A 26,948-nucleotide genomic window follows, 5' to 3' on the forward strand; every position below is an offset into this window, starting at 1 on the left:
GGGAATGCACGCATTCCCGGCTGTGATTCAAACATACCTAGGCATGTATACCTAGATAACGCTTGATTTATATAGGCTTAGAACTTATACCCAACAGTCACACGCGCTGCGCGACCGGTACCTGGCACAGCAAAGCCTGCATACAGACCTTCATAGTGGTCGGTATCAAACAGGTTGTACACGTTCAGCTGTACGCTCAGATCACGGTTAGACCATTCGGCCATCGCATCCCAGCGGACATAACTTGGCAGATACACCACATTATCCGTACCGGTATAGCGTTTACCCATGGCATTAAAGCCGCCGCCCAGTTTCCAGTTGCCATCGATTTGATAAGTCGTCCAGACATTACCGGTATAACGTGGCGCATTATCCGGCATATTGCCTTCGCGTGATTTCGGCGTTGCACCGGCCACTTTATCAATCACCGGATCCATCAGTGCCACACCGGCAAAGACTTGCCATTTATCCGTCAGGCGACCGGCGGCTTCCAGCTCAACCCCGTCGGTATGGCGTTTGCCAGACAGCAGGTAAGGCTTGGCCACGCCGACTTCAATGTCGGTTTGCCGTTCGTTGGTTTTCACCGTACGGAACAGCGCAGCGCGCAGGGCCAAATCGCCATCAAACAGATTCCATTTCCCGCCCAACTCGTAGTTGGCGTTCTTTTCTGGATCGGTTTTCTCGCCGCGTGGATCGGTCGAGTAGGCTTCAGCCGATGGGTTGAACGAGGTACCGTAAGACAGGTAGTACGATTGCTGCTGATCTGGCTGGTAGATCAGGCCGGTACGCCAGCTCCATACATTGTCGGTACGGCCCAGACGACTGGTTTGCACGCCGTTCGCATCGCGGTTTTCGGTATGGGCTTTGAAGTTGTCAAAACGCGCGCCCAGCAGGATCTTCCATTTGGTATCCAGATCAATCATGTCCTGGAAGTAGAAGGCCACGGTGTCGGCGGTGGATTCAGCTTCACCGGTTTTCACTGGCTCAGCGCAATTGGGTACCCCACCGGTCACCGGGTTCCCCACCGTGGTGCTTGGCAGTGCGCAGCTGGCAGTACCGCCATTCACGCGCTGGGTACGGCCCGTGCTTAGCAGGGTTTCACGGGTCAGCTCAACACCGGCCAGCACATTGTGGCGAATGGTGCCGGTTTCAAAATCCCACAACAGATCCGTTACGTTGGAGAGGATTTCCTGCTCACGCTGACGCAGCTTGCGACTGCGCGTGATTTTGGTGCTATCGCTGAGGGCTTCGCTGGTATTGGCAAACGAGATACCTGGCGCGCTCGCGCGCAGATCGAGATCATACTGGCCGTAGCGAGTGCTGTTTTTCAGTACCATATTCGGCGCCAGCTGATGCTGCACAATGGCGCTCAGTACGTCGGTACGGGTTTTTTCGCTATCGAAGTCTTTCAGACCGTAGAACGTATCGACGCGATCGATTGGCGTATTGGTACCGTGAATCGAGCTGCTGCTCGCGGTTTTGCTTGGCGTGGTGGCTTTACGGTAGTACGGCACACCATAGTCTGGCACGTTGTCTTCTTGATAGTGCAGGTAAGAGAGCGTGATTTCGGTTGGCTCACCGATGCCGATTTTCACCGAAGGCGCGAAACCCCAGCGATTCATCTCGGCGCCTTCGCGGAAGTTGCCCGCTTTCTGGCCCATGACCGTCAGACGTGCGGCAGAGCTTTCACCGATAGCGCGGTTAAAGTCGCCTTCGGCACGATAGAAGCTATCAGTGCCAATGGTCGTGCTCAGCTGATTCAGATCGCCACGAAATGGCGCTTTGCTGACTTGATTAACAATCCCGCCGGTTGAGCCACGGCCATACAGCATGGAAGCGGGGCCACGCAGTACTTCCAGCGTATCGGTGTTAAAAGTATCGCGGTTGTATTGCGCTGAATCGCGGAAGTTATCCAGATACAGATCATTGGAAGCGCCAAAGCCGCGGATACGGATACCATCGCCGCTGGCGCCGCCTTCGGCCGCATTAAAAGTCACGCCCACGGCATTGCGCAGCGCTTCTTTCAGGGTGTTGGCATCCTGATCGTGCATCACCTGATTCGTTACACTGGTCACCGACTGCGGTACATCGCGGGCTTCTTGCTTGGTGCGGCCCACGCTTACGGTTGGCGCCACATAGGTATCGGCAGTGCCATTTTGGCTGGCCTGGGTGGCTTTAACTTCAACCGTTTTCAGCTCAACCTCAGCAGCATGTGCAGTACCGGCAACAACGCCAAACAGGGCCGCAGCGGCCGGATATTTGGCCAGATGGCGGATACCCGCCGGTTTTTTCTTCGTGTCTTTCATGGTCATTTTAAGTTGTAGTTAGAGTGAATAAAACGGAAGCAGAGAGCACTTCCGGGTGATGGAAAAAACAGCAGCACTAGAAACGACAATGGCGGGGTGAACCCGCCATGTCAGTGGTCTATCGCTGAGATTTACGGCGTAGCCGCACCCTACTCGCCCGGCCAATCGGCCGGGATAGCAAAGTCAAACTCAGCGCATAGCCAGCCCCGACAGGCAGATTCACCGCGGTTCAAGCGCTTTGAACAGGAGCGCATGGCTATTTACCCCTGGCGGCCGTAGGCTCACCACTGGTCATCAGGCCGATGCGGGTCAGACCGGCGCGTTGCGCGGCGGCCATGGTTTGGGCAATCCGCTCGTATTGCACCGTTTTGTCGGCATATAAATGCACCTCGGTCAGCGGGTCGGCGGCAAAGGCAGCCGCAAAACGTGCATCGAGGCTGGCCGGATCCACCAATTGCTGCTCATCCAGAAGGCCGCCATCCGCCTGCAGCGTCAGCCGGATCGGTTGCTTGTTTTGCTCAACCACCGCTGCAGTAGCTTTGGGCAATTCCACCCGCACCGCATGCGTCATGACCGGTGCCGTGACGATAAACACCACCAACAGCACCAGCATCACATCCACCAGCGGCGTGGTATTGATTTCGGCCATCGGCGCGGCGTCTTGCTGATTAAAACTACCGAACGCCATGACCACCCTCCGTCAGCAACTGGGCATGCAGATCATGGGTAAAGCCATCCAGCTCTTGGCCAAAACGGCGGTTGCTGCGCACAAAAGCGTTGTAGGCAATCACCGCCGGAATCGCGACGGCTAGGCCGGCCGCCGTAGCCACCAGTGCTTCACCAATTGGCGCTGCAACCGTCGACAATGACGCATTACCCGCAGTGGCGATACCGACCAGCGCGTGATAGATACCCCACACCGTGCCAAACAAGCCAATAAACGGCGCCACCGAACCGGTCGTTGCCAGCCAAGTCAGGCCGCGTTCCAGCGTGGCGGTTTCCTGCCCCAAGCGGGTGCGCAGTTTGCGCACCAGATAATCATCCAGCGACACCGCCTTGCCCAAGCCACCTTCCTGATGCGCGCGATAGTGCCGCAGGCCATCGGCGCCAGCCCAGGCCAGCTTGGCCGCTGGCGCTGGATGTTTGCTGGCAAGATTTAAGGCTTCCTGCCAGTCTTTGGCTTCCCAGAAAGACTGCATAAATTGCGTTTGGTGGCGCTTAATCACCCACAGCTGCCGCGCGCGGGCCACGATCACCACCCAGCTCACAACCGACATCAAAATCAGCAGGCCAAACACCGACTGCAAAATCGGGTCGCCTGAGTGCAATACCAGCGATAAATCCATTGCTTCAATCCTTACGACTTCTCAAGTGAAAAATTCATCGGCACGATCACGGTGCCTACCACCGCTTCATCGCCCCGTTTGGCCGGTACAAACCGCCATTTTTTGACCGTAGCTTCGGCCACCGCATCCAAGCGTTGAAAGCCACTACTCTTATCGACTTCCACTTTGCTCGGTAGCCCGTCCGAGTTAACCACCACTTTCAAACGCACCAGGCCTTGCTCTCCCAGTGCCCGCGAGGCCGGCGGATAAGGCGGTTTGGGGTTATTGAGGTAATTGGCGTGAAAACTGGGGGCACTCAATACCGGCTCGGCATCGCGGGCTTTGCCTTCACGCCCCGCACCGGCTACCCCAGTATTGGCTTGCTCACTCGGCGCTGGCGCCGGCAGCTCTTTCAACTCTTTAGCACCCTCTTTCGCCGCAGCAACTTCGAGGGTGGCGGCGCGCTCAGGCGTGGCAGCCATGGCTTGCTTCACTACCGGCTTGGTGGGCTTGGCGATTTTTTCCTGCACTTTTTGCCGTACCTGCTGGATTTTTTCTTTCAGCTTGGGCAAAGGTGCCGGGGGTTTAGGTTCGGTTGGCGCGGCTTCCTGCCCCATAGGCAGGGGTACCGCCTGCAAAAACACCGGCTGCGGCTCGGCCTGTGGGCGCTGCCAGTGGGCGGCGCCATACAACAAAACCCCGTGGGCCGCTAGTACGGCCAGCATTGTTTTTGAGTTATCGAGAATCATTCCCAAATATTACCGAGTTTGATTCTCATCTGCAACAGTTTTTGAGAATTATTACCATTAGCAAATAAAGACATAGCCATGCAAGCATACCGTCAGCATAAACGGGGTATTGCCCACAATGGCATAGTGGGATTAGCCTAGTGAGTAATACCCTATGGGGGCAATGGGTACGATCACTTCGCTTGCAGCAACACCTGCTGCGCCACTTCCACCAGGCGCCGCGTAAGCCGTTCCAGCCGCGGGGATTGCACTTTCCAGTGATGCCAATGCAGCATCACATCGGTGGGCTGATCGGGCGCCAAATCAATCAGCTCACCCCGCGCGATCAGCGGATCGGCCTGCAGATGCGGCACCATCCCGCAGCCTAGCCCCAGCAAAATCGCCTGCAGATAGGGCTCGCTCGCCGGCACATGATGCTCAGGGTAAGCCCCGGGTCGCAGGCCAAAGCGCTGCTGCAGAAAATCGGCTTGCAGCGCATCCTTGCGGTTAAACACCATCACCGGCGCCAGCCGCGCTGCTTCGCGGCTGTAGCCGCCGGCAAACCAGCGGGCATGAAACTGCGGCGAGGCCAACATGCGGTAGCGCAAAATGCCCAGCGGATGCACCAAGCAGCCTTGCATTGGTTGCGGCTCGGAGGCCACGCAGGCCAGGGCCTGCCCTTCCTGCATCAGGGCATGGGTGTGATCCTGATCGTCTACCGTGAGGCTGAGTAGCACATTCTCGCTGATCAGAAAATCACTGATCGCGGGCAATAACCAGGTGCTGAGCGTATCGGCATTCACCGCCAGCGGTACACTCAAGGTCGCCGAGGCGGCCCCAGAAAACCCGGCCAGAAAATCTTGCTCCAGCAAACGGGCGCGGCGCAAATATTGCACCAGCTGTTGCCCGGCCAAGGTGGCCCGACAGGGCCGCGAGCGCACCAGCAAGGGCGTCCCCAGCGCGGTTTCCAGCTGACGCACCCGCTGCGACACCGCCGACGGGGTGAGATGCAGCTTGGCGGCCGCCTGTTCAAAGCTGCCGCTATCCATCACGGCCAGCAAGGCTTCGGTCTGTTTGTGATCAAACTGCATAGCGGCTCCGGCTGGGCTTAATATTTAATTATTTTAATGGTAAACAAAGAAATTTAAATATTCTTCATCTTTGGCCCGCCCTTGCGCACAATCATGCCAATTGGATCAAACAATGTGTGTAGATGATGAATAGCAGTGTGTTTTTTCAAGGCATGGGCCTGTGCGCCAGCCTGATCATGGCCATCGGCGCCCAGAATGCCTTTGTGCTGCGCCAGGGCATTACCCGGCAATATATTTTCGTGGCCGCTATCACCTGCGTGCTGTGCGATTTCGTGCTGATGGCCGCAGGGATGTTGGGCATGGGCAAAATGCTGCAAATGCTGCCGGGCTTGCAAGCGTGGATGGCGCTGGGTGGCGCGCTATTTGTGTGGTGGTTTGGCTGGGGCGCCTTGCAGAAAGCTTTTCGTCCTCAGGCCATGCAGCTGGATACCCAAACTGAACAGCAGCAAACCACCAAGAGCGTGATTTTGGCCGCGCTGGGCTTTTCGCTACTGAACCCGCATGCGATTCTCGACACAGTGGTGCTGGTCGGCGGCATTGGCGCGCAGCAAGCGCCGGCCAATCAGCCAATGTTTCTACTGGGCGCGGTGAGCTTTTCCTGCCTGTGGTTTTTCTCGCTGGCCTTTGGCGCCAGCAAGCTCGCTCCGCTGTTCGCCCGGCCGCTGGCCTGGCGTATTCTGGATGGCCTGATCGCGCTGATGATGGGCGCGATCGGTTTGTCGCTACTGCGTTTAAGCGGCTTTTTCCCCTTCCTCGCTTAAATCACCCTTGCGCATCTGGCCCGCTGACCAAAATTAAGGCAGCGGGCTTTTTTTATGCCCGAACAAAGGCTTAAGCGGCTTACCCACAGTTTGCCCACGCGGGCATACCCGCTTTTTGTGTACGGCGGGGATAAACAGCCCTCATTGCCACCCGCCTTGAGTAAGCGCATATGCTATGCACGACTCACCGCCCGCCAAAAATGCGCGCCAAACCAGCTAGCCCGGCCAAATCCAGCCACTTCCGGCAATAAAACACAGCGACCACACTCAGCGCCTAAAATTTAGGCACCATCAAGATCCACTGCCATATCATCGACTTACCGCATTGCTCCACAGCTTATGCCCGCAGCTGTGCCCGTCCGGCGGGGATAAAGCGCAGGGCTTGGTGTTTAACACCCTGATGCTGAGCCAGCCTCACAGCCGCCGGCGCCGGTGTGGCTTGCCACCACGCACACTGATTAAAAAACAGTCAAACCAGACAAACATCAAGCAATCAATCACTTAGCCCAACTACCCACAGCTTGCTCACCTGGCTGTGCCCGCCCGGCGTGGATGAATTGCCACAAGCTGATGTTATTGCCTATTTTTTAGGCAGCCGCATTTTATGCCGCCAGATCAAGCTATTAGCTGGCTCATCCACAGCTTATGCCCGCAGCTGCCCCCGTCTAGCGGGGATGAATGACTCAACAAGCTGGGCGGGGCTTAGTCTGCGGCTGGGATAAAGTTACCGGCGCTGCTGGGGCAGGATCAGAATGAACATGGCGGCCCCCTGAGCCCAGCCCAATTGCTTATTTTTTAATCACCCAACATTTTCATTATGGATACAGCGGCTTAGCTTAGTTACCCACAGCTTACCCCATGCACTATGCCCGCTGCGGGTGAGTAAATCACGGCGTACTGCCCGATTTTGCACCAATCTAGCACTTTGCCGGCAGATCAAGGGCTTAGCGAGACTATCCACAAGCGCGGGCGCGCTTTATCCACGCAAGGGGTGGATAATTCACGATTTCGGCGGCCAAGGTTGAACTCCCGTCAGGGCTCGGCCACAATGCATACCAATAGCAGTATCGGGCGCCAAGCCTGCTAATCCGCCATTTCACAGCCATACCCCCACGCGAGCCATTGCCATGAATATTGAAAAAGTCATTTTCGGTTTTTTTATTTTGCTGGCCTGCACGTTAAATTTCGGCTTTGTGCTCGGACAGATCGATGTGCCACATCAGCATGATGTGTTTGAGCTGTTTGCCGCGATCGTGATCAATTTCATCGCCACTGCACTCAAGTTTGGGGATCGCACCCAGGTCGGCGCGCTGCACCTGGCCACGAGCCTAGTTGCCGATCTGCAACTGGTGACGGCGGCGCTGGTGTGGGGCCACGCGGAATATGTCAGCGGCACCGGCATGACCCCGGCCGTCACCTCGATGGTGGTTTCGTTCGCAGCCGGCGCACTGGCAGCCAATGTGGTGTCGGTGGTGCTGCTGATCGGCGAAACGCTGCAGCATCGCCGCTAAGCGGATTAAGCCGGTATGGATGGCATTTTCTTTTTAATGCTGCGGCGCTTGCGCGCGCCCATCGTGATGCTGATCGCGATTTACGGCATTGCCGTGCTGGGCTTGGTCTTGATCCCCGGCGTGGATGATCAGGGCCGGCCCTATCACATCGATTTTTTCCACGCTTTTTACTTTATTAGCTATACCGCCACCTCGATTGGCTTTGGCGAGATTCCGCATCCATTTACCTATCAGCAGCGCTTGTGGGTGCTGTGCTGCATTTATCTGGCGGTGACCGGCTGGGCCTACGCGATTGGCTCAATCTTTGGGCTAATGCGCGATGAAACGCTGCGCAAAGCGATTGCCCAGGCGCGCTTTCGCCGCAAAGTGCGCCAGTTGGCCGAGCCGTTTTACCTGATCTGTGGCTATGGCCAGACCGCCCGCCTGCTGTGCAAGGTGCTGGATGATCTGGATATCCGCTTTGTGATCATCGAGCAGCGCGAAGAGCGAGTGAACGAGATTGCGCTGGCCAATTTTCGCTTTGACACCCCCTGCTACGCCGGCGATGCGGCCAACCCGGAAATATTAAAAATAGCCGGCATTGAGCACCCGCAGTGCATCGGCATCTTGGCGATTACCGGCAACGAAGAGGCCAATCTGGCGATCGCGATTGGCGCTTATGTATTACGACCGAAGTTACTGTCGATTTGCCGCAGCCGCAATCAAGCGGTGGCGGACAATATGGCCTCGTTTGGCGCCAACAAGGTAATCAATCTGTTTCAAACCGTGGGGCGCAAATTCAGCCGCCGCCTGCAGCAGCCGCAAGTGACGCGGGTATGCGATATTCTGGCTGATTTTCCCGGCAATCCGATTGTGGAAGAGCCCAGCCCGCCGGTGGGGCATTGGGTGATTGTCGGCTACGGGCGCTTTGGCGCCGCCGTGCATGGCTCGCTGCTACGCGCGGGCTGCACCGTTACCGTGATAGACCCAGAGCCGCAAGCGCAGCTGGCGCCTGCCGAATTTATTCAGGCGCTGGGCGTGGATGCCGCCTCGCTCAAGGCTGCTGGTATCGAGCGCGCGGTGGGCCTGCTGGTGAGCCATGATCACGATGCGAATAATCTGTCGGCGCTGGCCACTGCACGGGAAATCAACCCGCAGCTCTTTACCGTGGCGCGGCAAAACCTCACCCACAATCACCTACTGTTTGAAGCCTTTAAACCCAATATCACCTCGATCCGGGCGCAGATTATTGCGCACGAGTGCTTGCGCGCGATGGAAAACCCGCTGCTGGCGGATGCGATGGCGTTGATTCAGCAGCAAAGTGAAGACTGGGCCGCCGAGTTTTTGCCGCAGCTGCACCAGCTGTGCGCAGGCCAGGTGCCGGAAATCTGGAGGGTGCGCTTTAATGCCCAAAACACCTCCGCCGTGCACGCCATGCTGGCGCAGCCCACGCCGCCGCTGCAAATCGGCCATTACACCCACGATGCGCTCAATCATGGCGATACGCTACGCTGCGTGGCGCTGTTGCACCGGCATGCGGGGGTGGATCAGCTCTTGCCCGCCAGCAGCACGCGGCTGCAATTTGGCGATGAAGTGCTGTTTATTGGCGATCACCATGCGCGGCTGGCCCACGCCGCAGTGCAAGAGAACATCGGCCTGCTCGATTACATTCGCACCGGTGAAGAGCAACCACAAGGCTGGCTATTCCGCCGCTGGGCCCAGTGGCAACAAGAGCGGCAACGCGAACGGCAACGGAACCGCGAGCTGGATCAGGAACGGGATCCGGCAGCGGCCGCCACCCACACACCGCCGAACGAAAATGCCTAAAAAACAGGCAGCAACATTTTCCCCTTGCAGATCAGGCCACTAAAGCGCTTGTCCACAACTTACCCCAGCGGCTGTGCGCAGCCCACGGGGATAAGCTAATTTTGCTGGGCGCACCTGCACAAAAATTAGGCATCATTAAAAAACATCACCGGCACAATGGCTTAGCCCACTTACCCACAAGCTATACCAAAGCCTATGCACGCGGGCTGTGTACAGGACAAGTGAATAGCTAAAACGCGCAATCTCAGCGGGCCTTTCGCGCACCTAGCGCCCGTGGGCACATCTGGGAAAACAGCGAGCTTTCAATGTAGCGCCCGCCACAGCTGCCCCATTATTCACCACAGTTCACAGCAAATTACGCGGTGCGCCGGTGAGATAGCCCGCGATATTGTCGATCAGCTGATCAGCCAAAGTTTGCATGGTTTCCACGCTGGCCCAAGCCACATGCGGCGTGATCAGTAGATTCGGCAATTGTACGTCCAACAGTGGATTGCCCTGCCGCGGTGGTTCGCTACTCAGCACATCCAGCCCTGCGCCTGCAATGTGCCGGCGGTGCAGCGCGGCCAGCAGTGCCGCTTCATCCACAATGCCGCCGCGCGCGGTGTTCAGCACAATCGCCGAAGGCCGCAACAGCGCCAGCTCTGCGGCACCAATCAGGCCACGGGTGTCGTCGGTGAGCGGGCAATGAATGCTCAACACATCGGCGGTGCGCAGCGCCTCCTCCCACGGCAAATAGCCGGGGCGGGTTTCAGGCTGGCCTTTGCGGCCGGCAAAAAACACCTGCATGCCAAAAGCGGCGCCCAATTTCGCCGTGGCCCGCCCCAGCGCCCCACTGCCCACCAGCACCAGCCGGCTGCCGGCCAGATCATGCGGCGGCTCGAGCGCCGGATTGGCCGGCAGGCAAAAACCGCTGGCGTTTTGCCATTCGCCCGCTTGCACCCGCTGCCGGTCACTGAGTAATTGCCGCCGCAAGGCCAGCATTAGCATTAGGGTATGTTCCGCAACGCCATGAATGGCGTAGTCTCGGATATTACACACCCCCACCGTATGCGCACGGCAGGCGGCGATATCGATATTATTAAACCCGGTGGCCGCCACGGCGATCAGCCGCAGCTGCGGCAGCTGGCTTAGCATCTCGGCCGTGATCGCGACTTTATTGGTCACCGCCACCGTCGCCCCTTGCAAGCGCGCCACCACTTCATCGGCGCGGGTGTGGGCATGATTGACCCAGCGATGGGGTAGCGGTAAGGGTTTAAGCGGCACCGGCAAAGTAGCGGCATCCAGAAATACAATCAGCGGTTCGGTCATCAGGCATCCAGTCGGCGCGGTGGCGCCGAACTTAAAAATCGACAAGTGGGTACATTATTGCGCCGTGACCGGCTGCAAATGCTGCTGGGCAAAGGCCTGCAGTGCGGCGCCCAGTGCGCGGGCGGGGCGAGTTTGCCGCGCCCAGTGATGCCAGTACAGCGGCACATTGGCCGCCAACTCGGGCCAGGCTTGCAGCTGGCCGGCGGCCAAGCCGGCGGCGGCCTGCTGCTGCGGTACCACGGCGTAGGCCAAGCCCGCCTGCGCGGCGGCAAAGAGGGCATTACTTTCGGGGATCACATGGCAGGGATACTGGCCTTCCAGCAGGCCCCAGCGTTCGCGTAGCAGGCGGCGGTGCAGGCTTTCTTTATGCCCAAACACCGCCGCCGGCGCGGCGGCCAAGGTGGCGCAGCTAAGGCCAGCGCTGAAGTAATCATGGCTAAAGCCCGGCGTAGCCACGCCGATGTACTCCATACTCCCCAGCGGTATTACCCCACAGCCAGCCACCGGGCTGGCTTGCGTGCTAATACACCCAGAGACTTCGCCTGAGCGCAGCAGATCAAGCGTATAGGCTTCATCATCGACCACGCAATCGAGCAAGAGCTGCGCCTCGCCCAGCGCCAGCGCCAAAGCGGGCAACAAACCCAGCGCCAGCGTATCGGCATTCACCCCCACCCGCAGGGTGAGCCAGCTGCGGCTGGCGGGCTCGGCGCGTAATTGCTCGCTCAGCTCTCCTTCCAGTGCGCGCACTTGCCGCACATGGGCCAGCAATTTTTCGCCGGTGGGCGTGGCCGAGAGCGGCGTATCGCGGCGGAGTAGCACTTCGCCGTGGCGCTCTTCCAGCTGGCGAATGCGCTGTGAAATGGCCGATGGCGTCAGATGCAGGCGTTTAGCGGCGGCCTCGAAGCTGCCGCAGCGCAGCACCATATCCAGCGCATCGAGCAATTTGTAATCCAACATAAGCCAATTTCGGGTGGGCAGAGAATTTATCGTTTTACCACGGATAAGGGCTCTGTTTGAATAGCCGCATCACCACTTGACTGCAATGATCTGGAGTTTGCCATGAAACCGCTGAATGGCCCGCAACTGGCCCGCCTCGCTGCCGAACACGGCACCCCGTTCTGGACTTATGACGCGGCCGTGATCCGCGAGCGCATCAGCCAGCTGCAGGTGTTTGACACCATTCGCTTTGCACAAAAGGCCAACTCCAATACCCATATCCTGCGCCTGATGCGCGCGCAGGGCGTGAAGGTGGATTCGGTATCACTGGGCGAAATCGAGCGCGCGCTGGCCGCCGGTTTTCAGGCCGGCCCCGACAGTGACGACATTGTTTTTACCGCCGATTTGCTGGATCGCGCCACCTTAGACCGCGTGGTTGAGCTGGATATTCAGGTCAATTGCGGCAGCCCGCAGATGCTGGAGCAGCTGGGCCAGGCGCACCCGGGCCACCGCGTGTGGCTGCGGATCAACCCCGGCTTTGGCCACGGCCATAGCCAGAAAACCAATACCGGCGGCGAGCAAAGCAAGCACGGCATCTGGCATGAACAGCTACCGCAAGCGCTGGCGCTGATCGAGCAATACCAGCTCGATCTGGTGGGCCTGCATATGCACATTGGCTCGGGCGTGGATTACAGCCATTTGCAGGAAGTATGCGCAGCGATGGTGGCGCAAGTGAAAGAATCGGGCCGCGATATTCGTGCGATTTCCGCTGGCGGCGGCTTGTCGATTCCGTATCGGGTGGGCGGCGAGCGCATCGATACCGCGCATTATTTCAGCCTGTGGGATGCGGCGCGTAAAGAAATCGAAGCCCATCTGGGCCACCCTGTGCATCTGGAAATCGAGCCGGGCCGCTTCCTGGTGGCCGAAAGCGGCAAGCTGGTGGCCGAAGTGCGGGCGAAAAAAGATGTTGGCAATAATCATTTTGTGCTGGTGGATGCCGGTTTTTCTGATCTGATGCGCCCGGCCATGTATGGCAGCTACCACGAGGTGAGCGTACTGCGCGCCGATGGCAGCGCCGCCACTGGCGAGCTGCGCGCTACTGTCCTGGCCGGCCCTTTGTGCGAATCGGGCGATGTATTTACCCAGGAAGAAGGCGGCGTGGTCACCCCGCGCGCCCTGCCTACCGCCGAAATTGGCGACTTGGTGGTGTTTCACGATGCCGGCGCCTACGGCGCGAGCATGTCGAGCAACTACAACACCCGCCCATTGATTGCCGAGCTGCTGCAAGAGGGCGACAGCGCGCGGCTGATTCGCCGCCGGCAAAGCATTGCCGAGCTGTTGGCACTGGAAACCGAGCTGGCGGCCGACTAAGGCAAGGGCATTAATTAATAGCGGCCACGCGCCGCACTCCCCTACAATGGCTTGCACTATCTGCAAGCCATTGTCATGTCTACGGCCCGGTGGGCCGTTTGTTGGGAGTTTCTATGCCACCTATTCCGATTGGCCTTTATGGCACGCTGGTTGCCGCCTCGCTGGTGCTACTACTGGGCCGGCTGTTAGTGGAAAAAACCGCACCGTTAAAAGCCTTTACCATCCCCGAGCCGGTGGCCGGTGGCCTCCTGGTGGCGGGCCTATTGCTGCTGGCTCAGCAAGTAGCCGGGGTAACCGTCAAATTCGATACCAGCATTCAAACCCCGCTGATGCTGGCCTTTTTTGCCACTATTGGTCTCTCGGCTAATCTGGCTAGCCTGCGTGCCGGCGGCAGAGTGATGGTGAAATTCCTCGGCGTGGTGCTGGGCCTACTTTTGCTGCAAAACATCATCGGGATTAGCCTGGCCAATCTTTTAGGCCTGCCCGGCCATTTGGGCCTGCTGGCGGGCTCGATTACCCTCTCGGGCGGCCACGGCACTGGCGCGGCCTGGAGCAAGGTCTTTAGCGAGCAATTTGGTATCAATGGCGCGACCGAGCTGGCGATGGCCTGCGCCACGTTTGGGCTGGTCTTGGGCGGGCTGATCGGTGGACCGGTAGCGAAAATCCTGCTTAAAAAAGTCACGCCACCTGGCGCCGAGCATAATCAAGATCAAGACCCGGGTATGTTTGAAGAGCCACAAGCCACACGCCTGATCACCGTGAATTCCTTTATCGAATCACTGGCACTGATCGTCTTAAGCCTGGCCGGTGGGCATATGTTGGCCGAAGCACTGGCCGGCACGGCATTTGAGCTACCCACCTTTGTGTGCGTGCTGTTTAACGGCGTGTTGCTGCGCAATGTACTGTCGGGTCTGGGCTGGTATCAGGTCTTTGATCGTGAAATTTCGGTACTGGGCAATGTAAGCCTGTCGCTGTTTCTGGCCATGGCACTGATGAGTTTGCGCCTGTGGGAGCTGGCAAACCTAGCCTTGCCGATGCTACTGATCCTGCTGGTGCAAGCCTTGGCGATGGGCGCCTACGCGATGTGGGTGACTTTCCGGGTGATGGGCGCTAATTACGATGCCGTGGTGCTGGCCGCCGGACATTGCGGCTTTGGGCTGGGCGCCACGCCCACCGCGATTGCCAATATGCAGGCGGTCACCCATCGCTTTGGGCCTTCGCATCTGGCCTTTATTGTGGTGCCGATGGTGGGTGCGTTCTTTATCGATATTGCCAACGCCATCATCATCAAGCTGTTTATGGCTTTGCCGATTTACTAAACTGAGCAAGATCCGCACTTTCACCGCTATCCCGCTAGGAGTATTCCATGCCTTTGGCTCATGTGTATGTGGCCCCCGGTTTTGAAGAAGTTGAGCTGATCACCATCGTGGACATCTTGCGCCGCGCCGACATTAATACTCATCTGGTCAGCACCGCTGCCGCCGGGGTGGTGGCTGGCGCGCACAATGTGGGTATTGCCGCAGACCTTAGCTTTGATGAGGCTGCCAGCGAGATACCCGATCTAGTGGTGCTACCGGGGGGCGGCCCGGGCACACAGCATATGCTGGCGCATCCTTTGCTCGCTGGGCGGCTGCACAGCCAGTTTGCCGCCGGCCGGCGCGTGGCCGCCATCTGCGCCGCGCCGATGGTATTGGCCAAAGCTGGGCTGTTGCGCGATTTGGCCGCCTGCTGTTTTCCTGGTTGCGAAGCGACATTGAGCGAGCATGGCGCCAAAGTCAGCGCCTTTAATGTGGTCACCGATGGCCTAATCACCACCTCACGCGGCCCGGCCACCGCGGGCTTATTTGCTCTCGAGCTGGTTCGCCAGCTGCGCGATGATGCCACCGCCAGCGCCGTTGGCCGCGCCATGCTGTATCTCTAAAACGCCTGAACCCGCGGGGAAGAGCCGATACGGTAACGGGGTATTAGCATGAGGGCATTGATTCAAATAGGACTTCGAGCAATACCCATGCCATCAATTGCACACCGTCGCCACCGGGCTTGCCCTCCCCGTGGGTGATATAATGAGCGCACTGTCTGTTTAGAGTTCGCCATCATGTCGCATACCCCGCTCCCCCACGCCGAAATCAGCGCCGCTCTGGCTTTATTGCGCGCCGGAGAGCTGGTCGGCATTCCCACCGAAACCGTCTATGGCCTCGCGGCCGATGCCAGCCAGCCCGCGGCGGTGGCCAAGATTTTTGCCGCCAAAGGCCGACCGGCCGATCACCCAGTGATTGTGCACATTGCCGGCGCCGCGCAATTGGCCGCCTGGGCGCAGAATATTCCTGATGAAGCTTATCTGCTGGCCGAAGCCTTTTGGCCCGGCCCGCTCACGCTGATTCTGGAACGCCAGCCGCATGTCAGCCCCGCCGTCACCGGCGGCCAAGATACCGTCGGCCTACGCGCGCCCGCCCATCCACTCACTCATGCTTTGCTCAGCGAGTTTGGCGGGGGCCTCGCCGCCCCTAGCGCCAATCAGTTTGGCCATGTAAGCCCCACCACTGCGGAGCACGTGCGTGGCGAATTTAGCCCCGAGGTGCTGCAATTGGTGCTGGACGGAGGCCCCTGCGCGGTGGGGGTGGAATCCACGATTGTCAGTCTGGTTGGCGATACGCCCAAGCTCTTACGCCCTGGCGGCGTCTCCCGCACCGCCATCGAAGCGGTATTAGGCCATCCGCTGGAACATCACACCAATCAGCATTCCGCCAAGCAACGCGTCTCCGGATTGCTTGATTCGCACTACGCCCCGCGTACCACGCTGATTACCGGCCACGCCGAGCAGATCATGGCGGCGGCCGCCCAACGCCAAGCGGCGGGCGAACGGATTGTGGTGCTGAGCTATTCGGCCATCCAATCAGCCACTTATCCACTGCACCCAATGCCAACCGACAGCGACAATTACGCTCAAGCGCTGTACGCCACCCTGCGTCAGCTGGATCTGGCCGGCTACGACGCCCTATTGCTCGAGCTACCGCCACACACGCCCGAATGGCTGGCGGTACAAGATCGGCTACACCGTGCCGCACATCACAAGTTGTCTTAAACAGGCACCTAAAAATAACCACTTATCGTGCATAACTGACCGCTCTGCGCCTCAGATCACACCCACTCTTGCGGCTGTAAGGCAAAAACCTTACGATGCAACCAACCCAAATTGGAGAGCAGGCATGCCCCGCAAAGCTGGCGGTTTTACGCTGATTGAATTGATGATCGTTGTGGTGATTATCGGCATCTTGGCCGCAATCGCATTTCCGTCATACCAAGATTACGTGCGCAAAGCTCGACGATCAGATGCAACAACGATGCTAAGTCAAGTCCAGCAACTTCAAGAAAAATACCGAGCCAATCAAAGTGGCTATTCAGGTTCAATTGGTACGTTGCTTGGCAAAGCTCCAGATTGTGATGCAACAGGAAGTGGTGGCAACGATGGCATCAAATCGAATAATGGGTATTACTGCGTTAATATTTCAAGCAATACTGCAACCGGATATATAGTTTCCGCCAAGGCACTTGGTAGTCAATTAAGTGACAAAACCGCCTGCCAAACAATGCGACTAGTCGTTAGCAACGGCAACAGTAACTATTATGACAACTCCAGTGGAACCAACAAAACTTGCATTAGCCAATAAAAATGATCAAAGAAAACGGTTTCACACTCATTGAAATGTTAATCACTATCGTGATTCTTGGAATTGTTCTAGCTATTGCTGCGCCAAGTCTTTCTCAATACATAGCCATTCATCGTGTAAAAGGGTTTGCTGAGAACTTTGCACAAGATTTGATTCTCGCAAGAACTGAAGCAATTCGTAGTAACAACCCAGTACAATTAGACGTACGCAGCTCTTGTTATGGCATGATCAGCGGCAGCACTAGTTGCAACTGCACCATAAGCGACGACTCAAATTCTAGTTATTGCAGCTTAAAACAAGTCAGCACACCTACTGGCATCACTTTAAGCAAAACTGGATTTAACACGATAATTTTCGACCCTGTCCGTGGCCTTCCTGTAAGTAGCTCCTACGGTACATTAAGTAGCATTCAAATTCTGTCAATTGAAAATTCGGCGGCTAAAGCTGCTGTCAACTTAAACGTAATTGGAAGCGTGTGCATTAATTCACCCTCCGGCACTCAGAAAGTTGCTGGATATCCGGACGCATGTTGAGCATGAAAAAAAATCAACAAGGTTTTACGCTGGTCGAAGTGCTAATCGCCTTAGCGCTAGGCCTGATAATTATCGGTGGAGCTTTTTCATACTTTTTAAGCACACTTAAAACCAGCAAAGACCTACTATCCCAAAGCAAATTACAACAGGAAGTGCGCAGTACATCTAATTTAATTCAACGAGATATACGCCGCTCTGGCTACGCTCCCGTAGGTCATACCGATGAAGCGCTGGTAAAAACTATCTACTTAGGCAAAACAGACTCAAGCCTACCGGATTATAATTGTGTCATTTACCGCTACATCGATGAACGTGGTAACTTGCGCAATAGCGGTTTTCTACTCAATACAGATGGCCGAATTTATATGAAAACAAGTGGAAATACTAATAACACTTGTGCCGTCAACACGGACTGGACTGCAGTCACAGCAGCGACAGCGGTACGATACACACAATTCAAGTTAGGTTTATTTAACATAAATACCAACCGGCCTAGCATTCAGGTAGAGGCAAACGCAGAGTTAAGCAGCGACACAACGGTAAAGCTGCCACAAAACCTGCGGATTGTTTTACCTAACTCACCACTCAAAGGAGATGCAGTTAATGGTTCATGATGCATCTGCCAACGTCATTGCATTTAACAAGCAACGCGGCGTTGCCACACTACTGGTTTCCATTTTCATTTTGCTTATTCTTGGTGTACTAACGCTGTACACGAATCGATCTGTCATTATTGAACAACGCAGTGCTAGCAATGAATATAAACAAGCGCAAGCCCTAGAAGCGGCTCAAGCTGGCTTGGCAAGATTTATGGCCCAACTAAGTGGCACCGACCCTACCACAAATTGGCAAGCCTATTTCTCACAATCAGGCAGCACTTTGACTTTAAACTCTAGCTTTGACAATCAAAGCCGTTTAAATGCTCATAACTACATTAATAGCGATGCTGCTGCCTATAAACACGACACTAGCAATGCGGTTTCCGTTAGCAATGTAGACACGACTCTAGTGGCGCCCAAAGACAATACCGGTGCGAGCACAAGCACGACTCAAGCCTATAAAATTTATCTCAGCTCCACTGCAACACCAAATCGCTTTATTCTTGTCTCACGCGGTTGTGCAGATACCACGGACTGTGGTTATGCAGCGGCCTTTGTTACTACCGAATTCACGGTAGCTGCTCAACCTGCTTGTGCACTGGATATCAATGGTGCTGCCACAGTCAATAATGGCTCTTCAATTCATGCACTACTGATGAATGACACTCGCTTTAACTGCGGAGTTAGTGTTGGCAGCATTACAGGAGTAGGAGGTGGTCTGGGGCAAGTAACAGGCTGCCAAACGAATTGCCAAAACAATCCAGGCGATCGGCTAACCCCAAATTATTCAACAACCGGCACCGCTAGCAAGCAAGAGCATTTTGAGAAATATTTCCCTGGCAAAACGATGTCGCAACTCCTCAATGAGCGCACTACACAAGCTGCGGCCAGCCCCAAAACGGCATGTGTCATTACCCCACCTTCAGGCTCATCAGCTTCTGCTGCTGATCTGCAAAACTGCTTGAGTCAGGGGCAAAATCGTATCTTTGTAAATGGCAATTTGGATACAGGTACAACTGCGATCGCCAACTTCGGATATGGTGAAAATAAAAATGGCATCACTGGGGTAGAAGTTGTGGTGAATGGTGATTTCACCATGAATTCATCGGTAGGTATCTGGGGATTTTTATATGTTGGTGGAAATACACTCACTGACCCAGTCGGCTCAAAGCCAGCAGGCTCTTTAAGAGTCGACGGCACCGCTGCATTTGGTGGCAACGTGTCAGTCAATGCCTCCCTCGGCGTTTATGTTCAGCCCGGCTACGCGCGCAATCCAAATGGTGGTAGCGTTCAAGCTAACCTTGCGCTGGGATCATGGAGAGACTTTTAAAAATGGGATTGCAGAAACAATCTGGCTTCAGTTTGCTTGAAGTTCTTATTTCGGTCCTGATTTTATCAGTCGGATTACTGGCACTCGCTGGCTTCAATGGAAATCTTTATAAAAGTGTTCGATACAGCAATGACAGAGCCAAGGCAATTGCTTCAGCTCAACTGCTCATTGACAAAGCCCGCTCGGAAGATCTTTCGCTACTTTCATCAGGCTCAGACCCGGGGAGCTGTGCCGACTCCACTCCACATCGAATCTGGACTGTAACTAACGTTGGCTCCCTAACCAATGCTAAAAATCTAGCCATCTACGTTTGCTGGACTGATGCAAATGGCACCAAACAAGAAATGTCCATCGCTACCCAAGTTGGCGTCACCAGCATAGCCAGCGCAGCAACGCCAAGCCCAGCGGCTAGCGCTAGCCCGACTACGACACCAAGCACTTGCAGTGCAGCGGCTTATGTTGATGGCTCAACTTATGCAAATAATGCGGTTGTAAAAAATCTTGGAAGGAAATATTCCTGCAAGGTTGCCGGTTGGTGCTCAACTGGTGGCCCATATGCACCAGGTGCAGGTTGGGCTTGGCAAAATGCTTGGACCGACCTCGGTGACTGCAGTTAACGAAAACTTCATTCTTTTCGGGCAGTCTGCGTTAAAATCGCGCTTTATTAACGAAGGGGCCAAATTGGCCCTTTTGTTCTTTTTTGTCGAAAGGGAACCACCATGCGCTTCTACTTCCCCCTCGTCATCATTGACGAAGACTTCCGCTCGGAAAACACCAGCGGCTCCGGTATCCGTGAATTGGCGGCGGCCATCGAGGCCGAGGGCATGGATGTGGTGGGTTATACCAGCTATGGTGATTTAACCTCGTTTGCCCAACAGCAAAGCCGTGCGTCGGGCTTTATTTTGTCGATTGACGACGAAGAATTTGGCGGTGGCTCAGCAGAGGAAACCGCCGAGGCACTTGCGCAGTTACGCGGCTTTGTAGAAGAAATCCGCCGCCGCAATCCGGATATCCCAATCTATCTGTATGGCGAAACCCGCACTGCGCGGCACATCCCCAACGATATTCTGCGCGAGCTGCATGGTTTTATTCATATGCATGAAGACACGCCAGAATTCGTGGCGCGCCATATCATTCGCGAGGCCAAATCTTATCTCGATAGCCTCGCACCGCCGTTTTTCCGCGCGCTGACGAATTACGCGCAAGACGGCTCGTACTCATGGCACTGCCCTGGTCACTCGGGCGGCGTGGCGTTCTTGAAATCACCGGTGGGCCAGATGTTCCACCAGTTCTTTGGTGAAAACATGTTGCGCGCTGACGTGTGTAATGCGGTGGAAGAACTCGGCCAGCTGCTCGATCACACCGGCCCGGTAGCGGCATCAGAGCGCAATGCGGCGCGCATTTTTAACGCCGACCATTTGTACTTCGTGACCAACGGCACATCCACCTCGAACAAAATCGTGTGGAACTCGACCGTTGCGCCGGGCGATATCGTGGTGGTGGATCGTAACTGCCACAAATCAATCCTGCACGCGATCATGATGACCGGAGCAGTGCCGATTTTCCTGATGCCGACGCGCAATCACTACGGCATTATCGGCCCGATTCCGCGCAGCGAATTCGAGCCGGAATCGATTCGCCAAAAAATGCTGGCCAATCCATTCTGCCGCGAGAAACTGGCCGAAAACCCAAATATCAAGCCACGCGTATTGACCATCACCCAGTCTACCTACGATGGCGTGCTGTACAACGTGGAAGAAATCAAAGGCCTCTTGGACGGCGTGATCGAAACGCTGCACTTTGACGAAGCCTGGCTGCCGCACGCGGCTTTCCACGATTTTTACGGCGATTATCACGCGATTGGCGAAGACCGCCCACGCTGTAAAGATTCGATGATTTTCTCGACCCAATCCACGCACAAACTGCTGGCCGGGATTTCGCAGGCCTCGCAAATCTTGGTGCAAGATGCCACCGATAATAAGCTCGATCGCGATATCTTCAACGAAGCGTACCTGATGCACACCTCCACCAGCCCGCAATACGCGATTATCGCCTCGTGTGATGTGGCGGCAGCGATGATGGAAGCGCCGGGTGGTACGGCCTTGGTGGAAGAGTCACTGGCTGAAGCGCTGGAATTTCGCCGCGCGATGCGCAAAGTGGATGAGGAATACGGCAGCGACTGGTGGTTTAAAGTCTGGGGCCCAGATGATCTGACCGACGAAGGCTTGGATCACCGTGACGCATGGATGCTCAAAGCCGGCGAAAACTGGCATGGCTTTGGCGATATTGCCGAAGGCTTTAACCTGCTCGACCCAATCAAGGCCACAATCCTGACCCCCGGTCTGAATGTGGATGGTGACTTTACCGATCAGGGTATTCCAGCGGCGATTGTGGCCAAATATCTGGCCGAACACGGCGTGGTGATCGAGAAAACCGGTCTGTATTCCTTCTTCATCATGTTCACCATCGGCATTACCAAAGGCCGCTGGAACACGATGGTAACGGCGCTGCAGCAGTTCAAAGACGATTACGACAAAAACGCCCCACTATGGCGCATTTTGCCGGAGTTCATCGCGCAATTCCCGCAATACGAGCGCGTTGGCCTTCGTGATCTATGCCAGCAAATCCACGGCATTTACAAAGAAAACAACGTGGCCAAACTGACCACCGAAATGTATCTGTCGGATCTGGTGCCCGCGATGAAGCCATCAAAAGCCTTTGCCAAGATGGCACACAAAGAGATCGAGCGTGTGCCGCTGGATGCGCTAGAAGGCCGCGTGACTGCAGTTATGCTAACCCCTTACCCACCGGGCATTCCGCTGTTGGTGCCGGGCGAAGTCTTCAATAAAACGATTGTCGACTATCTGAAATTCGTGCGCGCCTTCAATAGCCGCTTCCCGGGCTTTGAGACCTACACCCATGGCTTGGTGGCCGAGAAAGATGCCAGCGGTACGCATTACTTTGTTGATTGCGTGGCGGCCAGCTAAGCCAGCGACTCAGCAAACACAAACAAAAACCGGCCACTGGGCCGGTTTTTTACTTCAAGGGGTATATCATCAAACTCATCATCAAATAATCGATGCAGAGCAATACCCTATCATGGTATCACTTCAATTCTTTCGCTCCACTCACCCAATCCTGCACCCCATAGCGCTGTAAAATCCGCGCTAATTCGCCACTCTTGCGCATTCGCTGCATCCCTTCATCCAAAAGCTGCGCCAGTTTGGCACCTCCCGGCTGTTGCGGTGAAAACGCCAGAAACAAGGCATCCGCCGTCTGGGTGCAACCGGCATTGCGCAGCTTCAGGCCGCTGCTGAATTGCTGGTATTGCGCCACCAATTCGTATTCGACCAGGGCCTGCACGCGCCCAGCCTGCAGCTTGGCCATATTCCGACGTAGCGCATCCACACCGCTGATTTCATCACGATGGGCCAGCGGCAACAGCGGCTCGAGTTCCGGCCCGTAGTTGTAGCCGCGAATCACCCCGAGGCGCAGGCCTTCGAGCGAGGCTAAACCGCTAAACTGCCAGCGTTGGCCAGGCAACGTATAAAAACACACGCGCGAAACGGCTTGCGGATGCTTGGGAAAATGCCAGCTTTGGCGCTTAGGTAGTTGCAACACGCCGATAAAGCCGCTGACCTCGCCACGGTTGACCAGCATTTCCGCGCGGGAAAACGGCACAATCTGATACTGCACCGGATAGCCCAAGGGCTCGAAAATCGCCTGCGCCAGTTCCACCACATAGCCCGGACGGGGGTCTTGCTCACCGCAGGCCACCGGGCACCATGGATCACTCACCAGCACCAGCGGCTCAGCCGCCTGCGCCCGCGGCATAAGTGCTAGCCATGGCGTCAGGAATCCGGCACAAAGCAAATTTAGCAGCCAGCGCATGCGCAACCTGTCAGCAATCGGGGTTATTCAATATAAGCGAGCGCCCTAGCGGCTGGCAAATCAGGGCTGAGTGGGGGCTAAACAATCCAGCGCCGCCAGAACCGCGTCGGCCACCAAGGCGCGATGCGCCGGCGTTTTTAGCCGGGTGGCTTCATCCGGATGCGGCAAGACGCCACCTTCGTACAAAATCGCCGGCACGCTGTTATGCCGCAGCACGGCAAAATTAGCCTGATAAATACCGCGTGGCTCATCCAGCAGCGCTCGATTGCTGCCGGCAATCCCAAAGGCATGATGCCAGGTGGGCCGCTCACCCCGCGCCTGTAATTCATCTGCCAGCCGGCGGGCGCAGGCCAGGCTCACAGCCAAATGCCGGCCCGTGCCCGCCGCCGGATGGCTGGGACTGCTGGCGGTGGTGGTATTGGCGTATTGCGGATCGGCGTTAAACACAAACAAGGAATAACCGGCAAACATGCGGCTCATTTTCAGCCGCTGGCCCTGCCATTCCCATTCGTCGAGGTACGCTTCCTGCATCGAATCATGATGAAACGAGATAAACAGATCATGCCCGCTGGCCGCGGCCGCGCGCGGCTTGAGCTCGGTTTGCAGGCCATCGGCGCCGATCACGGTCACGTGATGGCCCGCTGCCCGTAAGCGGGCGGCCACTACGTCCACGACAGCGAGGTTATAACTGAATTCGGTTTCGCCAAAGGCGCTGGTGGTGCCTGGTGCACTGAGGCTATGCCCGACATCAAGGGCAATTTTGGCGGCAGGTGCAGCAGCAGAATAAAGGCAGGGTATTGCTATTAGGGCTAATTTTATTAAGGCCTGCAAGGCAATACCCTCATGATTTATTAATCTAGCCAGCGATATAAATTGCCTAGCGGGCTGGCGCAGCAACCGCCGCAGCTGCCGCCGCTACTGCAGCTGCCCGGGGTCATCGTCAGTTTACCGCGGCGCAGCCATTCCTGCGCCATTTGCTCAATGGCCGAGGCCTCGACCGCAAAATGCTCGGCCAGCTGGCGCGTACTCACCTCGCCCCGCCCTTTAAGATAATCGCGTAATTCAAGCAAACCCATTATTGCCTCCCATACCCCGAGTGGGTTTAAGCCACTGCGGCTTGTAGTTTCGGGTTTCTGGCCACACACCGCCCAGCCACAATCACCACCGCCCATGCCAGCGCCACGGCTGCCACCACAGGATACGATAGGCTCTGCCAATGGCTAAGCTGGTAATACAGCGTGGATACCGTGTAGGCCAAAAATAATGTCCAGCCCGCCGCAAAGGCCATCCAGCCCGTGCCTAATTCCACTTTCAACGCGCCCAGAGCGGCCAAGCAGGGCGTGTACAGCAAGATAAACAGCAGGAAGGCGAACGCCCCGCTACCGCCAGCGAATTTCTGCTGCATGCTACCAAAGGTGGCGGTACTGGCTTTGAGCTCTTCGGCCGCGGCGGCTTGGTTGCTCACATCGCCAATGCTGATGCCCAGTGGGTCGCTGAGCTTGTTGGCAATTTCGGCCAGATTAGCCGGGATGGTCGCCAGCGCCGCTGCGAGTTTTTCCATCAGCTGCGGCTCGGGCTCATCGCTGGCGCTGCTGGCCGGGGTATAGAGGGTATTAAGCGTGCCCACCACGGCTTCTTTAGCCAGTACGCCGGTAAACACACCAACGGCCGCCTGCCAGTTGTCTTCGGCAATCCCCAGCGGCGCAAACGCGGGCACCAGCTGCTGGCCAATCCGCGCCAGCACGGATTCTTCGGTATTTTCATGCCCGAAGGTGCCCTCGGTATTTACCGAGTTCAGCAGCGACAGCACCATCACCATCGGCACAATCATTTTGCCGGCATTGAGCACGAAATCGCGCAGCCGATCCCAAGCGCGGCGACATACCGTGGCCAAAGTCGGCCGATGATAGAGCGGCAATTCCATCACCAAGGGCGCGCCATCGCCTGGCAGCAGGCTTTTACGCAGCAAAAACGCCGTCAGCACCGCTGCCACCAGCCCCGTCAGATAGAGGGCAAACACCACGCTTTGCCCATTACGCGGGAAAAACGCCGCCGCAAACAGCGCATACACCGGCAGGCGCGCGCCGCAAGACATAAACGGCGCCATCATCGCGGTCAGGATACGATCACGGCGGGTTTCCAGCGTACGGGTGGCCATAATCGCCGGCACATTGCAGCCAAAGCCGATCATCAGCGGCACAAATGATTTACCCGGCAAACCGAGCGAGCGCATGGCTCTATCCATCACAAAGGCCGCGCGCGACATATAGCCTGAATCTTCGAGTGCCGACAAAATCAAATACAGGCAACCTACTACCGGGATAAAGGTCGCCACCGTTTGCACCCCGGCGCCCAAGCCCTTGGCCAGCATCACCACCAGCCATTGCGGCGCTTGCCAGTGGGTGAGCCAGTTGCCCAGCTCATCGACAAAAATAGCGCCAAAGCTTTGATCGAAGAAATCAATAAAGGCCGAACCGAGATGAATGGTGGCCAAAAACATCAAATACATAATGCCCAGAAAAATCGGCAAGCCCAGCCAGCGATTGAGCACCCAGCGATCAATCTGCTCGGTCACATGCCGCGACACGCGGCCCTTGTCGGTGCGCACCTGGGCGCACAGCTGATTGGCAAAACGATAGCGTGCATCGGCAATCAGAATATCGGCGTCTAAATCCAGCGCCGTCACAATCTGCTGCTGCCATTGCTGCACGCTTTTACGTAGCGAGGGGCAAAGCGTTTCGGCCAGATGATCGCCCTCGAGCAATTTCAGCGCGAGCCAAGCGGGGCTGAGATTTTGCGCGGTGTGGATCGGCGCCACTTCCTGCGTTAAAGCGGCGACCGCGGCGCTGATTTCGGCCGGTAAATCCAGTTGCATACCCGGTGCGCTGGCTTGCTGGGCAAAGATGGCTTGTTTGAGCTGCTCGATGCCGCGCTTACGGCTCGCCGAAATCGCCAGCACCGGGCAACCAATCCGCTCGGCCAAGGCTGAAGCATCGATCTCGATGCCCTGCGCTTCGGCCACATCCATCATATTCAGCACCAGCAGGGTGGGTACGCCCAGCTCGAGCAATTGCGTGGTGAGGTAAAGATTACGCTCCAGATTGCTGGCATCAACAATATTGACAATAAATCGCGCCGCACCAGACAGAATGTAATCGCGGGTCACTTGCTCATCGGCCGAGCTATCCGGCGCCGCGTTCAGCGAATACACGCCGGGTAGATCGACGACTTCCACCTGCTGCGGGCCTTGGCGCAGCTGGCCGCTTTTGCGCTCAACGGTCACACCGGGCCAATTGCCGACTTGCTGCCGGCTGCCGGTTAGGGCATTAAACAGCGTGGTTTTCCCACAGTTCGGGTTGCCCAAGAGCGCAATGGTAAATGGGGTGCTCATGCCGCAACCTCCAGCAAGGCCACGGTGAGCATGGCGGCTTCATGCTTACGCAGAGTGAGCGTATAGCCGCGGATGATGATTTCGTAAGGATCGCCCAAAGGCGCCACCCGCACCACCTTAAACGCGGCGCCCGGCGTGACCCCCATGGCCAATAAGCGTTGCCGGTAACTGCGATTGCCGGGGGCAAAACCGGCGATGGTGCCGGCTTGACCGGCGCTAAGCTGAGCCAATTGCATGGCAGATCCTTTCTGATACAGGGCAGCATTCACTATAGGGTATGAATGGTAATGAGAATTTGCCGCACATCAAGAAGAAATGAGAATGGTTAACAATCTTTAACGCAACGCGGCCCGCGCGAAACGCGAGCGAAAAGCACAGAATTGCTGCGCCATA

Annotated in this window: 25 protein-coding genes; 13 read left to right on the forward strand and 12 right to left on the reverse strand. The window is 56.6% G+C overall.

Going from position 1 to position 26,948, the window contains the following annotated elements; translation table 11 throughout:
- Positions 1-77: 77 nt before the first annotated feature.
- From L991_RS03240 to L991_RS03260, 5 genes are all read right to left on the reverse strand, one after another.
- The gene (locus L991_RS03240; protein WP_197053788.1) at positions 78-2,306 is read right to left on the reverse strand and encodes a TonB-dependent siderophore receptor; all 2,229 of its coding nucleotides are present in this window, start codon (positions 2,304-2,306) and stop codon (positions 78-80) included.
- 256 nt (positions 2,307-2,562) lie between these two features.
- Positions 2,563-2,994: a biopolymer transporter ExbD gene (locus L991_RS03245; protein ID WP_047392181.1), complete on the reverse strand. Its 432-nt coding sequence runs from the start codon at positions 2,992-2,994 to the stop codon at positions 2,563-2,565.
- The gene (locus L991_RS03250) at positions 2,981-3,652 is read right to left on the reverse strand and encodes a MotA/TolQ/ExbB proton channel family protein (protein ID WP_028450941.1); all 672 of its coding nucleotides are present in this window, start codon (positions 3,650-3,652) and stop codon (positions 2,981-2,983) included. Before L991_RS03250 ends, L991_RS03245 begins: the two co-directional genes overlap by 14 nt.
- A gap of 11 nt (positions 3,653-3,663) precedes the next feature.
- The gene (locus L991_RS03255; protein ID WP_197053789.1) at positions 3,664-4,356 is read right to left on the reverse strand and encodes an energy transducer TonB; all 693 of its coding nucleotides are present in this window, start codon (positions 4,354-4,356) and stop codon (positions 3,664-3,666) included.
- A 197-nt stretch (positions 4,357-4,553) separates the two neighbouring features.
- Positions 4,554-5,450 (reverse strand): LysR family transcriptional regulator ArgP, encoded by an 897-nt coding sequence (locus tag L991_RS03260; RefSeq protein ID WP_047392186.1) that lies wholly within the window; start codon positions 5,448-5,450, stop codon positions 4,554-4,556.
- 122 nt (positions 5,451-5,572) lie between these two features.
- On the opposite strand from L991_RS03260, the gene L991_RS03265 reads away from it, so the two are divergent.
- The 3 genes from L991_RS03265 (at position 5,573) to L991_RS03275 (ending at position 9,528) form a co-directional block, all read left to right on the forward strand.
- Positions 5,573-6,211 (forward strand): LysE/ArgO family amino acid transporter, encoded by a 639-nt coding sequence (locus tag L991_RS03265; RefSeq protein WP_231550474.1) that lies wholly within the window; start codon positions 5,573-5,575, stop codon positions 6,209-6,211.
- Between the two features lie 1,127 nt (positions 6,212-7,338).
- Positions 7,339-7,722 (forward strand): DUF6394 family protein, encoded by a 384-nt coding sequence (locus L991_RS03270; protein WP_047392191.1) that lies wholly within the window; start codon positions 7,339-7,341, stop codon positions 7,720-7,722.
- A gap of 15 nt (positions 7,723-7,737) precedes the next feature.
- On the forward strand, positions 7,738-9,528 hold the full coding sequence (locus tag L991_RS03275) for a TrkA family potassium uptake protein (RefSeq protein WP_052190548.1): 1,791 nt from the start codon (positions 7,738-7,740) through the stop codon (positions 9,526-9,528).
- 345 nt (positions 9,529-9,873) lie between these two features.
- Here the strand turns inward: L991_RS03275 and L991_RS03280 are convergent, their stop codons facing one another.
- Together L991_RS03280 and L991_RS03285 are read right to left on the reverse strand one after the other, a co-directional pair.
- The gene (locus L991_RS03280; RefSeq protein WP_047392193.1) at positions 9,874-10,836 is read right to left on the reverse strand and encodes a D-2-hydroxyacid dehydrogenase; all 963 of its coding nucleotides are present in this window, start codon (positions 10,834-10,836) and stop codon (positions 9,874-9,876) included.
- Positions 10,837-10,890: 54 nt separating this feature from the next.
- Positions 10,891-11,793, reverse strand: a complete 903-nt coding sequence (locus L991_RS03285) for an ArgP/LysG family DNA-binding transcriptional regulator (RefSeq protein WP_047392195.1) — start codon at positions 11,791-11,793, stop codon at positions 10,891-10,893.
- 102 nt (positions 11,794-11,895) lie between these two features.
- Between L991_RS03285 and lysA the strand changes: the two genes are divergently transcribed.
- The 10 genes from lysA (at position 11,896) to L991_RS03325 (ending at position 22,260) form a co-directional block, all read left to right on the forward strand.
- Positions 11,896-13,143 (forward strand): diaminopimelate decarboxylase, encoded by a 1,248-nt coding sequence (lysA, locus tag L991_RS03290; protein WP_047392198.1) that lies wholly within the window; start codon positions 11,896-11,898, stop codon positions 13,141-13,143.
- 113 nt (positions 13,144-13,256) lie between these two features.
- A complete protein-coding gene (gltS, locus tag L991_RS03295) occupies positions 13,257-14,462 on the forward strand; it encodes a sodium/glutamate symporter (protein WP_047392201.1) in 1,206 nt (401 codons plus the stop codon).
- A gap of 47 nt (positions 14,463-14,509) precedes the next feature.
- Complete coding sequence (locus tag L991_RS03300) at positions 14,510-15,064, forward strand: DJ-1 family glyoxalase III (protein WP_047392203.1); 555 nt, start codon at positions 14,510-14,512, stop codon at positions 15,062-15,064.
- Between the two features lie 174 nt (positions 15,065-15,238).
- A complete protein-coding gene (locus tag L991_RS03305; protein WP_047392205.1) occupies positions 15,239-16,225 on the forward strand; it encodes an L-threonylcarbamoyladenylate synthase in 987 nt (328 codons plus the stop codon).
- A 124-nt stretch (positions 16,226-16,349) separates the two neighbouring features.
- Positions 16,350-16,811, forward strand: a complete 462-nt coding sequence (locus L991_RS03310) for a type IV pilin protein (protein ID WP_047392209.1) — start codon at positions 16,350-16,352, stop codon at positions 16,809-16,811.
- Between the two features lie 2 nt (positions 16,812-16,813).
- Positions 16,814-17,344, forward strand: a complete 531-nt coding sequence (locus L991_RS16830) for a GspH/FimT family pseudopilin (protein WP_081986493.1) — start codon at positions 16,814-16,816, stop codon at positions 17,342-17,344.
- 2 nt (positions 17,345-17,346) lie between these two features.
- Positions 17,347-17,958, forward strand: a complete 612-nt coding sequence (locus tag L991_RS16280) for a PilW family protein (RefSeq protein WP_231550475.1) — start codon at positions 17,347-17,349, stop codon at positions 17,956-17,958.
- A complete protein-coding gene (locus L991_RS03320; protein ID WP_047392211.1) occupies positions 17,948-19,273 on the forward strand; it encodes a PilX N-terminal domain-containing pilus assembly protein in 1,326 nt (441 codons plus the stop codon). Before L991_RS16280 ends, L991_RS03320 begins: the two co-directional genes overlap by 11 nt.
- Positions 19,258-19,890, forward strand: coding sequence for a prepilin-type N-terminal cleavage/methylation domain-containing protein (locus tag L991_RS16835; protein ID WP_081986468.1), 633 nt, complete (start codon positions 19,258-19,260; stop codon positions 19,888-19,890). The genes L991_RS03320 and L991_RS16835 overlap by 16 nt, the downstream gene beginning before the upstream one ends.
- 102 nt (positions 19,891-19,992) lie before the next feature.
- Positions 19,993-22,260: an arginine/lysine/ornithine decarboxylase gene (locus L991_RS03325; protein WP_047392215.1), complete on the forward strand. Its 2,268-nt coding sequence runs from the start codon at positions 19,993-19,995 to the stop codon at positions 22,258-22,260.
- A 118-nt stretch (positions 22,261-22,378) separates the two neighbouring features.
- Here L991_RS03325 and L991_RS03330 read toward each other — a convergent pair whose 3' ends face one another.
- The 5 genes from L991_RS03330 to L991_RS03350 all read right to left on the reverse strand — a co-directional run bounded on the left by L991_RS03330 (position 22,379) and on the right by L991_RS03350 (position 26,791).
- Positions 22,379-23,107: an ABC transporter substrate-binding protein gene (locus tag L991_RS03330; RefSeq protein WP_047392218.1), complete on the reverse strand. Its 729-nt coding sequence runs from the start codon at positions 23,105-23,107 to the stop codon at positions 22,379-22,381.
- A gap of 117 nt (positions 23,108-23,224) precedes the next feature.
- On the reverse strand, positions 23,225-23,995 hold the full coding sequence (locus L991_RS03335) for an N-acetylmuramoyl-L-alanine amidase (RefSeq protein ID WP_197053790.1): 771 nt from the start codon (positions 23,993-23,995) through the stop codon (positions 23,225-23,227).
- A gap of 20 nt (positions 23,996-24,015) precedes the next feature.
- Entirely contained in the window at positions 24,016-24,240 is a 225-nt protein-coding gene (locus tag L991_RS03340; protein ID WP_034619899.1) for a FeoC-like transcriptional regulator, read from the reverse strand.
- Between the two features lie 26 nt (positions 24,241-24,266).
- The gene (gene feoB / locus L991_RS03345; RefSeq protein ID WP_047392222.1) at positions 24,267-26,555 is read right to left on the reverse strand and encodes a Fe(2+) transporter permease subunit FeoB; all 2,289 of its coding nucleotides are present in this window, start codon (positions 26,553-26,555) and stop codon (positions 24,267-24,269) included.
- Complete coding sequence (locus tag L991_RS03350; protein WP_028450958.1) at positions 26,552-26,791, reverse strand: FeoA family protein; 240 nt, start codon at positions 26,789-26,791, stop codon at positions 26,552-26,554. The genes feoB and L991_RS03350 overlap by 4 nt, the downstream gene beginning before the upstream one ends.
- Between the last annotated feature and the right edge of the window lie 157 nt (positions 26,792-26,948).

The sequence above is a fragment of the Chitinibacter sp. ZOR0017 genome, assembly GCF_000799095.1.
Taxonomy (GTDB): Bacteria; Pseudomonadota; Gammaproteobacteria; order Burkholderiales; family Chitinibacteraceae; genus Chitinibacter; species Chitinibacter tainanensis.

Bases quoted from the DNA above. Each gene is read 5' to 3' on its own strand.
- L991_RS03280 (WP_047392193.1), bottom strand. From the start codon at position 10,836: ATGACCGAACCGCTGATTGTATTTCTGGATGCCGCTACTTTGCCGGTG.
- L991_RS16830 (WP_081986493.1), top strand. From the start codon at position 16,814: ATGATCAAAGAAAACGGTTTCACACTCATTGAAATGTTAATCACTATC.
- feoB (WP_047392222.1), bottom strand. From the start codon at position 26,555: ATGAGCACCCCATTTACCATTGCGCTCTTGGGCAACCCGAACTGTGGG.
- L991_RS03300 (WP_047392203.1), top strand. From the start codon at position 14,510: ATGCCTTTGGCTCATGTGTATGTGGCCCCCGGTTTTGAAGAAGTTGAG.
- L991_RS03330 (WP_047392218.1), bottom strand. From the start codon at position 23,107: ATGCCGCGGGCGCAGGCGGCTGAGCCGCTGGTGCTGGTGAGTGATCCA.
- L991_RS03320 (WP_047392211.1), top strand. From the start codon at position 17,948: ATGGTTCATGATGCATCTGCCAACGTCATTGCATTTAACAAGCAACGC.
- L991_RS03250 (WP_028450941.1), bottom strand. From the start codon at position 3,652: ATGGATTTATCGCTGGTATTGCACTCAGGCGACCCGATTTTGCAGTCG.
- L991_RS03265 (WP_231550474.1), top strand. From the start codon at position 5,573: ATGATGAATAGCAGTGTGTTTTTTCAAGGCATGGGCCTGTGCGCCAGC.
- gltS (WP_047392201.1), top strand. From the start codon at position 13,257: ATGCCACCTATTCCGATTGGCCTTTATGGCACGCTGGTTGCCGCCTCG.
- L991_RS03255 (WP_197053789.1), bottom strand. From the start codon at position 4,356: ATGCTGGCCGTACTAGCGGCCCACGGGGTTTTGTTGTATGGCGCCGCC.
- L991_RS03310 (WP_047392209.1), top strand. From the start codon at position 16,350: ATGCCCCGCAAAGCTGGCGGTTTTACGCTGATTGAATTGATGATCGTT.
- L991_RS03340 (WP_034619899.1), bottom strand. From the start codon at position 24,240: ATGGGTTTGCTTGAATTACGCGATTATCTTAAAGGGCGGGGCGAGGTG.
- L991_RS16280 (WP_231550475.1), top strand. From the start codon at position 17,347: ATGAAAAAAAATCAACAAGGTTTTACGCTGGTCGAAGTGCTAATCGCC.
- L991_RS16835 (WP_081986468.1), top strand. From the start codon at position 19,258: ATGGAGAGACTTTTAAAAATGGGATTGCAGAAACAATCTGGCTTCAGT.
- L991_RS03325 (WP_047392215.1), top strand. From the start codon at position 19,993: ATGCGCTTCTACTTCCCCCTCGTCATCATTGACGAAGACTTCCGCTCG.
- L991_RS03275 (WP_052190548.1), top strand. From the start codon at position 7,738: ATGGATGGCATTTTCTTTTTAATGCTGCGGCGCTTGCGCGCGCCCATC.
- L991_RS03350 (WP_028450958.1), bottom strand. From the start codon at position 26,791: ATGCAATTGGCTCAGCTTAGCGCCGGTCAAGCCGGCACCATCGCCGGT.
- L991_RS03270 (WP_047392191.1), top strand. From the start codon at position 7,339: ATGAATATTGAAAAAGTCATTTTCGGTTTTTTTATTTTGCTGGCCTGC.
- L991_RS03285 (WP_047392195.1), bottom strand. From the start codon at position 11,793: ATGTTGGATTACAAATTGCTCGATGCGCTGGATATGGTGCTGCGCTGC.
- L991_RS03240 (WP_197053788.1), bottom strand. From the start codon at position 2,306: ATGAAAGACACGAAGAAAAAACCGGCGGGTATCCGCCATCTGGCCAAA.
- L991_RS03245 (WP_047392181.1), bottom strand. From the start codon at position 2,994: ATGGCGTTCGGTAGTTTTAATCAGCAAGACGCCGCGCCGATGGCCGAA.
- L991_RS03260 (WP_047392186.1), bottom strand. From the start codon at position 5,450: ATGCAGTTTGATCACAAACAGACCGAAGCCTTGCTGGCCGTGATGGAT.
- L991_RS03305 (WP_047392205.1), top strand. From the start codon at position 15,239: ATGTCGCATACCCCGCTCCCCCACGCCGAAATCAGCGCCGCTCTGGCT.
- lysA (WP_047392198.1), top strand. From the start codon at position 11,896: ATGAAACCGCTGAATGGCCCGCAACTGGCCCGCCTCGCTGCCGAACAC.